The organism is Thermopolyspora sp. NPDC052614 (assembly GCF_040678635.1).
Lineage (GTDB): Bacteria > Actinomycetota > Actinomycetes > Streptosporangiales > Streptosporangiaceae > Thermopolyspora.
The window spans coordinates 88,663-96,426 of the sequence record NZ_JBFATZ010000001.1; the positions used below are offsets into that span (position 1 = coordinate 88,663).

Genomic DNA, 7,764 nt, shown 5'->3' on the forward strand with positions numbered 1-7,764 from the left:
TAGCGTTCGGTTATGCCTCCGGCCTCCCCCCGCCTCACATGCGACGACCTGTTCCGGCTCGCGGTGCCCTCGGACCCCTGCCTGCGCCCCGACGGCGGCGCGGTCGCGTACACGCTCGTCACCGCCGACCGCGACGCCGACGACCACCGTTCGGAGATCTGGCTCGCCGCGCCCGGCGAGCAGCCGCGCGCGCTGACCCACGGACCGAACGACTCCTGCCCCCGCTGGTCGCCGGACGGGCGCACGCTGGCGTTCCTGCGGCCCGTCGACGGAAAGGCGCAGATCCATCTGCTGCCCATGGACGGGGGCGAGCCGAAGGCGATCACCGCGGCGGCGCTCGGCGCGGGGACGCCGGTGTGGTCGCCGGACGGGAGCAGGATCGCCTACGCGGGCCCGTACGCCGAGAAGGAGATCGACCCGCACGCCCCGGTGGTGGCCGACCGGCTGGAGTACAAGGCCGACGGCGCCGGGCTGCTGCGGGGCGTCACCATGCACCTGTTCGTCACCGACCTGGCCACCGGCGAGACGACCCGGGTCACCCGGGGCGACTTTCACGCGGGGGAGCCGTCCTGGTCCCCCGACGGGCGGCGGCTGGCGTTCGCGGCGAGCATGGACGACGACCGCGACCTGGTGCTGAGCGCGGCGGCGTACGCGGTCGAGGCGTCCGGCGGCGAGCCCGAGCGGCTCACCGGCCCCGAGCTGATCTGCGCCGGCGTCTGGTGGCTCGGCGAGCGGCTGATCGTCGCCGCGCTCGACGCGAAGCGCCCGATGGGGCACGTGCGCCTCTACGAGCTCGGCCCCGACGCGCGCGGTCTCTGCGCGCTCGACCGCAACGTGATGACCGGCGCGCCGGGCTATCCGGGCGCGCCGCCGCGACTCCACCAGGGCGAGATCGTCTTCTGCGCCCGGGACGGCGGCTTCACCCACCTCTACCGCCTCGACGGGACCAAGCTCGTCGGCGGCGACCAGGTGGTGTCCGGGGCGAGCGCGGCGGCCGGGCGGATCGCCTACGTGGCCGCCACGCCGTACAGCGCCGGAAACCTCTACCTGATCGACGACGGCGGCGAGGTCGAGACCCTGGCGGCGTACGAGCCGCAGGGCGTGGAGCTGTACACGCCACAGACCCGGACCTTCACCATCGACGACGGCACCACGGTCGAAGGCTTCGTGCTGCGCGACGAGTCGCGCACCGGCCCCGGGCCGCTCCTGCTCGACGTGCACGGCGGCCCGCACAACGCGTGGGCGCCGGTGTTCGACGGCGTGCACCTCTACCACCAGGTGCTCGCCGCACGCGGGTGGACCGTCCTGACGGTGAACCCGCGCGGCAGCGACGGGTACGGCGAGGCGTTCTACACCGCCGCCCTCGGCGCCTGGGGCATCGCCGACGCCGGCGACCTGCTCGGCCCCATCGACACGCTGATCGCGGAGGGCGTGGCCGACCCCGACCGCCTCGCGGTGACCGGCTACAGCTACGGCGGCTACATGTCCTGCTGGCTCACCACCCGGACCGACCGGTTCAAGGCGGCCATCCTGGGCGGCTGCCTCAGCGACCTGACCAGCTCGGCCGGCACCTCCGACCTGGGCCACATCATCGACGAGCACGAGATCGTCGAACGTCCCGCAGAGCAGTCCCCGATCACCTACGTGGACCGGGTGCGCACCCCCACCCTCCTGCTGCACGGCGAGGCCGACGACCGCTGCCCGGTCGGCCAGGCCGAGCAGTGGTTCGCGGCGCTGCGCGAGCGCCGCGTGCCGGTCCGGATGGTCCGCTATCCGGGGGCGAGCCACCTGTTCATCATCAACGGACGTCCCTCCCACCGGGCGGACTACAACGAAAGGATCATCGCATGGCTGGAGCACTGGATCCCCGCCGCTGGCGGACCCGCCTCGCCGAGCTGATCGAGAAGTACGAGGTCCCCGGCGCGAGCCTCGCCATCGAGCACGACGGCGAGGTCTACACCTTCACCGCCGGGGTGCTCAACGTGGACACCGGCGCGCCGGTCCAGCCCGACTCGCTGTTCCAGATCGGCTCGATCACCAAGGTCTACACCACCACGCAGATCATGCAGCTGGTGGAGCAGGGCAGGCTCACCCTCGACACCCGGGTGATCGAGGTGCTGCCGGAGTTCAAGGTGGCCGACCCCGACGCGACCGAGAACGTCACGATCCGGCACCTGCTCACCCACACCTCCGGCCTCGACGGCGACCTGTTCCTCGACACCGGCCGCGGCGACGACTGCGTCGCCAAGTACGTCGAGGCGTGCGCCGACCTGGCGCAGAACCACCCCGTCGGGGCCACCCACTCGTACTGCAACTCCGGCTTCATCATCCTGGGGCGGGTCGTCGAGAAACTGACCGGAAAGGTGTGGGACGCCGCCCTGCGCGAGCAGGTCATCGAGCCGCTCGGCCTCACCCACACCTGGACCCTGCCCGAGGAGGTGCTGCGCTTCGGCGCCGCCGTCGGCCACCTCGACGGCAAGGTCGCCCCGGTGTGGCACCTGATGCGCTCCTGCGGCCCCGCCGGGACCATCTGCGCCCGCCCCTCGGACGTCGTCGCCTTCGCCCGCGCCCACCTCACCCCCGGCCGCCTGCTCGCCCACCCCGAGGCGATGCGGGAGCCGCAGGTCGAGGTGCCGAACCCGCAACTGCTCGGCACCCACTGGGGCCTGGGCTGGATCCTCGACGAGTGGGACGGCCACCCGGTCTTCTCCCACGGCGGCAACACCATCGGCCAGGCGTCCGAGCTGTGGGTCGTGGACGACACGATCGCCTGCGTGGTCGCGAACGGCGGGCAGACCATGGCCTTCCAGCAGACGATCGCCGAGGAGGTGTTCGGGGAGCTGCTCGGGGCGCGCCCGCCCGCCGATCTCGTGCCCCCGCAGACGCCGGTCGAGGCGGATCTGTCCAGGTACGCCGGGGTGTACGAGCGCGCCTCCACCAGGATGACGCTCACCGTCGGCGACGGCGTGCTCGACACCCTCGTCGAGGTCACCGGAACCCTCGCCGGGCTGGAGCCGCCGATGCGCTTCGAGCTGATCCCGACGAGCGCGACCACATTCGTCGGCCGCCCGGAGGGCCAGCCCAGGTGGCTGCAGGCCGTCTTCTACGAACTCGCCGACGGCTCGCCGTACGTGCACTTCGGGGGCCGTGCCACCCCGAAGAGAACGTGACGGATGTCGCTGTACGTCCGTTACCGTGAGCAGGTGACGAGCCGTCCGCGGACCAGTCTGTCGCGGATCGTCGGGGATCTCGGCAGCTCGCTCCTCGACGTCGCCGCGACGCCCGGCCACCTCGACGCCGAGGTCACCGGGGTGCACATCTACGACCCCTTGGACGAACTATTCGTGCCGCCCGGCGGCCTCCTGCTCGCGGTGGGCGTGGAGGGCGCCGGGCCGATCCGCGCCCTGCTGGAGGCGGCCGGGCCCGCCGCCGGGATCGTGGTCAAGCAGCCCGTGGACGCGGACGAATCCGTACGCGAGACGGTACGGCGGACCGGCGTCGCGCTGCTCGGGCTGACCCGGGCGGCGTCCTGGGCGCAGGTGGCGGCGCTGCTGCGGTCCCTGCTCGCCGAGGGCGACCTCAAGGAGCCCGGCGACGGGCCGCACGACGACCTGTTCTCGCTCGCGAACGCGGTCTGCGCGCTGCTGGACGCGCCGGTCACGATCGAGGACAGGTCCTCGCGCGTGCTCGCCTTCTCCGGGCGGCAGGACGAGGCCGACCACGGCCGGGTGGCGACCGTGCTGGGACGCCAGGTGCCCGAGGAGTGGCTGCGGCGGCTTGAGGAGCGCGGCGTGTTCCGCGACCTCTACCAGGGCCACGAGCCGATCCACATCAAGCTCGACGACGACACGATGGTCGACCGGGTCGCGATCGCCGTACGGTCCGGCGACGAGATCCTCGGCTCCATCTGGGCGGCGGTGCGCGAGCCGCTCAGCGAGCAGCGGCGGCTCGCGCTCATCGACGCCGCCAAGATCGTCGCATTGCAGCTGCTGCGCGAACGGGCGGGCGCCGACACCCGGCGCCGCCTGCGCGCCGACCTGCTCTCCACCGTCCTGGCCGGCGGCGCCGACGCGGCCGAGGCCGCCGAACGGCTCGGCGTGGCCAAGGAGCGGGTGTGCGTGCTCGCCGCCCAGCTCGTGCACGGCGACGACGAGGAGGCCGACGCGGCGCGCACCGAGGCCGACCGGCAGCGGTTCTGCGACGCGCTCGCCCTGCACGTCGGGGCGATCCACCCGCGCGCCGCCGCCGCGCTGATCGGCTCGGTCGCGTACGCGGTCGTCCCGGTGCACGTGCGCGACGAGGAGCGGCGCGCGGTGCGGATCGCCGAGAGCTTCCTCGCCCGGGTCGGCCCCCGGCACGCCGCCAACATCGGCGTGGGCCGCTTCGCCACCAGCATCGACGAGGTGGCCCGCTCCCGCGCCGACGCCGACCGCGCCCTGCGGGTGCTGCGCGCCCGCGGCGCGTCCGGCGAGGTGGCCGGCTACACCTCGGTGCACTTCGCCTCGCTGCTGCTGCAACTGTCCGACCTGGCCAGGGCCGAGGACCAGCGGCCCACCGGCCCGTACGAGCGGCTGCTCGCCTACGACGCCGAGCACGGCAGCGAACTCGTCGCCACCCTGCGCGCCTACCTCGACGCCTTCGGCGACGTCAACGCCGCCGCCGCCCGCGTACACGTGCACGCCAACACCTTCCGGTACCGGCTCAAGCGCCTCGTCGAGATCGGCGAACTCGACCTCGACGACCCCGACGTACGGCTCAGCATCATGCTGCAGATGCGCATCTTCGGCATGTAACCGGCCGTTAACGCAGCCTTGGTGGTTCATACGACGAGGGCGGCGCTTTTCGTATCCGGGCACGAAGAATCAGAAGCGGCCAGGGGCAATCGTGAGGCTCCACCCCCATTTCCTGGAGCTCCCATGAGTACTACCCGCGGGATGGCCGTCCTGGCCGCCGCCTGCCTGCTGGCCGCCGGCTGCGGCGGCGCGACGGAGGAACGCCCAGCCCAGGGCGGCGGCACCTTCACCTACGGGCTCAACGCCGATCCCGGCGCCCTCGACCCCGGGATGGCCACGCTCTCGGTCACCAACACCGTCCTGTCCCTGGCCTACGACACGCTCACCGCCGCCGACGCCAACGGCAAGATCGTCCCGGTGCTGGCGGAGAAGTGGGACGTCAAGCCGGACTCGGTGACCTTCACCCTGCGCAAGGGCGTCACCTGCTCCGACGGAAGCCCGCTCACCGCCGACGACGTCGCCGCGAGCATCTCCTTCATCACCGACCCGAAGAACAAGTCCCCGCTGAACGGCGTCTTCGTGCCCCCGGGCCTGACGGCCAAGGCCGACGCGGCGGCGGGCACGGTCACGCTGTCCACGCCCAAGCCGTTCTCCTTCATCCTGGAGAGCACCCGCGACGTGTTCATCGTGTGCGGCAAGGGCCTCAAGGACCGCTCCCTGCTGGCCAAGGGCACCTCCGGCTCCGGGCCGTACCGGCTCGTCGAGGCCGCGCCCGGCGACCACTACACCTTCCAGGTGCGCAAGGACTACACCTGGGGCCCGAACGGCGCCACCACCTCCGAGCCCGGCCAGCCCGACAAGGTCGTCTTCCGCATCGTGCCGAACGAGCAGACCGCCGCGAACCTGCTCATCTCCGGCGGCATCAACGCCACCATCATCAACGGCGTGGACCGCACCCGCGTCGAGGCCGCCCCCGGCGTCAAGGGCAAGGTGCTGCCGGGCGGCAACGGCCAGTTCTTCTACCACCAGGGCAAGGACCGGCCGACCAGGGACCCGCAGGTACGCAAGGCGCTCACCCAGGCGCTCAACCTCACCGAACTGGCCGGCATCGCCTCCGGCGGCACCGGCCGCCCCGCGACCACCCTGGTCCTCAAGCCGAGCCCCTGCCCGGGCGACAGCGTCGCCGGACACGTGCCCGGCTACGACCCCGCCGCGGCCGCCGCCGCACTCGACGCGGCGGGCTGGAAGCCGGGCCCCGACGGCATCCGCGTCAAGGACGGCAAGAAGCTGACGCTGCGCCTGCTGTACAGCACCACCAGGAGCGCCAGCGTCCAGGCCGCCGCCGAGTACCTCGCGGCCGAATGGCGCAAGCTCGGCGTCGACGTCAAGCTGAACGGCGTCATCGACACCAAGGTGTCGGAGTCCCTCATGGTCACCCAGGACTGGGACGTGACCTGGCTCCCGATCGGCGTCAACCTGCCCTCCCAGCTCCTCGGCTTCCTCAGCGGCCCCGGCGCGCCCGAGGGCGGCAACTTCGCGCACCTGAAGAACGGCCGCTACGAGAAGCTCGTCGCCGAGGCCGGCACCAAACCCGGCCCCGAGGGCTGCAAGCTGTGGCTGGAGGCCGAGTCGGCGCTGTTCGAGTCCGCCGACCTGATCCCGGTCGTGGAGAACACCCAGTTGCTCGCGATGAAGGGCGCCACGCTGGAGGTCCTCGCCGGCAACTTCCGCGGTGCCACGATCCGGCTGACCGAGGGAGGCTGAGTGACATTCGCGGCGTACGACGCGCGACGGTGGGACGCGCGGCAGCGGTACGCGCGGCTGTGGGACGCGCGGCTGCGGTACGCGCGGCTGTGGGACGCGCGACGGTGGGATGTGCGGCGCTGGGATGTGCGGCGCTGGGATGTACGGCGCTGGGACGCGCGGCTGCGGTACGCGCGGCGCTGGGACGTGCGGTCGTGATGTGGTACGCGCGGCCATGGGACGTGCGGTCGTGAGATCCGCGGCTGTCAAATTCGCGGCCCGGCGGGTCGTCCGGTTCGTGGTGTCGCTGGCGGTGCTGCTCGTCGCCTCCTTCGCGATGATCCACCTGATCCCGGGCGACCCCGTACGGGCGTCGCTCGGCCCGGCCGCACCCGTCGAACTGGTCCAGGCCCGCCGGGAGGCCCTCGGCCTGGACCGGCCGCTGCCCGAGCAGTTCCTCACCTACGTCCGCGACGTGCTCGGCGGCGAGTTCGGCACCTCGTTCCTCACCGGCGAAAAGGTCGGGGACGTGATCGCCGTCCGGCTCCCGGTCACGCTGTCGCTGGCGCTGCTCGCCACCGTGGTCGCCCTCGCCGTCGCGGTGCCGCTCGGCATGTGGATCGCGATCCGCACCGAGAACGGCCGCCGCCGAGGCGCCGAGGCCACCTTCAACTCGGTAAGCGGCCTCGCCGTCACCGTGCCCGAGTTCCTGTACTCGATCGCCCTCGTGTCGGTCTTCGCGATCGGCCTCGGCTGGTTCCCACCCGCCGGCCGCGACGGCCCCGAGTCGTACGTGCTGCCGGTCCTCGCCCTGGCCATCGGCCCCGCCGCGATGATCGCCCGCCTGTGCCGGGTGGAGACGCTGCGCGAGCTGTCCACCGAATACGTACGACTCGCCCGCGCCAAACGCCTCCCACCCGCCCGCCTCTACGTCCGCCACGTGCTCCCCGGCACCCTCACCGCGACGCTGACCGTAAGCGGCCTGCTGCTCACCGGCCTGATCGCGGGCAGCGTGATCGTCGAGGTCGTGTTCGCCTGGCCCGGCCTCGGGCAGCGCATCGTGGAGTCGATCACGCAGAAGGACTACCCGGTCGCCCAGGGTGCGATCCTCGTCTACGGCGCGATCGTGCTCGCGGTGAACCTCCTGGTGGATCTGGTCCTGGGCGCTTTGGATCCCACCTCTCGCGTCGAGGAGACGTGATGCGCCGTTCGTTGTCGGTTTGGGTCGGCGGTGTGCTCGTCGCGGCCATGAGCTTGCTGGTGGGTCCGGTCTTGGGCGCTTTGGTTC

At 72.4% G+C, this 7,764-nt stretch carries 6 protein-coding genes; all 6 read left to right on the forward strand.

Annotated features, from left to right (window positions below):
- Positions 1–12 precede the first annotated feature (12 nt).
- The 6 genes from AB0K60_RS00360 to AB0K60_RS00385 all read left to right on the forward strand — a co-directional run bounded on the left by AB0K60_RS00360 (position 13) and on the right by AB0K60_RS00385 (position 7,677).
- Positions 13–1,899, forward strand: a complete 1,887-nt coding sequence (locus AB0K60_RS00360) for a S9 family peptidase (protein ID WP_364046734.1) — start codon at positions 13–15, stop codon at positions 1,897–1,899.
- On the forward strand, positions 1,848–3,170 hold the full coding sequence (locus tag AB0K60_RS00365; RefSeq protein WP_364046737.1) for a serine hydrolase domain-containing protein: 1,323 nt from the start codon (positions 1,848–1,850) through the stop codon (positions 3,168–3,170). The genes AB0K60_RS00360 and AB0K60_RS00365 overlap by 52 nt, the downstream gene beginning before the upstream one ends.
- A 33-nt stretch (positions 3,171–3,203) precedes the next feature.
- The gene (locus tag AB0K60_RS00370) at positions 3,204–4,793 is read left to right on the forward strand and encodes a helix-turn-helix domain-containing protein (protein ID WP_364046740.1); all 1,590 of its coding nucleotides are present in this window, start codon (positions 3,204–3,206) and stop codon (positions 4,791–4,793) included.
- Between the two features lie 123 nt (positions 4,794–4,916).
- Positions 4,917–6,497 carry an ABC transporter substrate-binding protein gene (locus AB0K60_RS00375; RefSeq protein WP_364046743.1) on the forward strand — a complete coding sequence of 527 codons (1,581 nt, stop codon included), beginning with the start codon at positions 4,917–4,919 and terminating at the stop codon, positions 6,495–6,497.
- Positions 6,498–6,695 (forward strand): hypothetical protein, encoded by a 198-nt coding sequence (locus AB0K60_RS00380; protein WP_364046746.1) that lies wholly within the window; start codon positions 6,498–6,500, stop codon positions 6,693–6,695. It begins immediately after the preceding gene.
- Positions 6,696–6,726: 31 nt separating this feature from the next.
- The gene (locus AB0K60_RS00385) at positions 6,727–7,677 is read left to right on the forward strand and encodes an ABC transporter permease (protein WP_364046749.1); all 951 of its coding nucleotides are present in this window, start codon (positions 6,727–6,729) and stop codon (positions 7,675–7,677) included.
- The last annotated feature ends 87 nt before the right edge of the window (positions 7,678–7,764 follow it).

Coding starts and splice junctions, on each gene's coding strand:
- AB0K60_RS00360 (WP_364046734.1), top strand. CDS start 13: ATGCCTCCGGCCTCCCCCCGCCTCACATGCGACGACCTGTTCCGGCTC.
- AB0K60_RS00365 (WP_364046737.1), top strand. CDS start 1,848: ATGGCTGGAGCACTGGATCCCCGCCGCTGGCGGACCCGCCTCGCCGAG.
- AB0K60_RS00375 (WP_364046743.1), top strand. CDS start 4,917: ATGAGTACTACCCGCGGGATGGCCGTCCTGGCCGCCGCCTGCCTGCTG.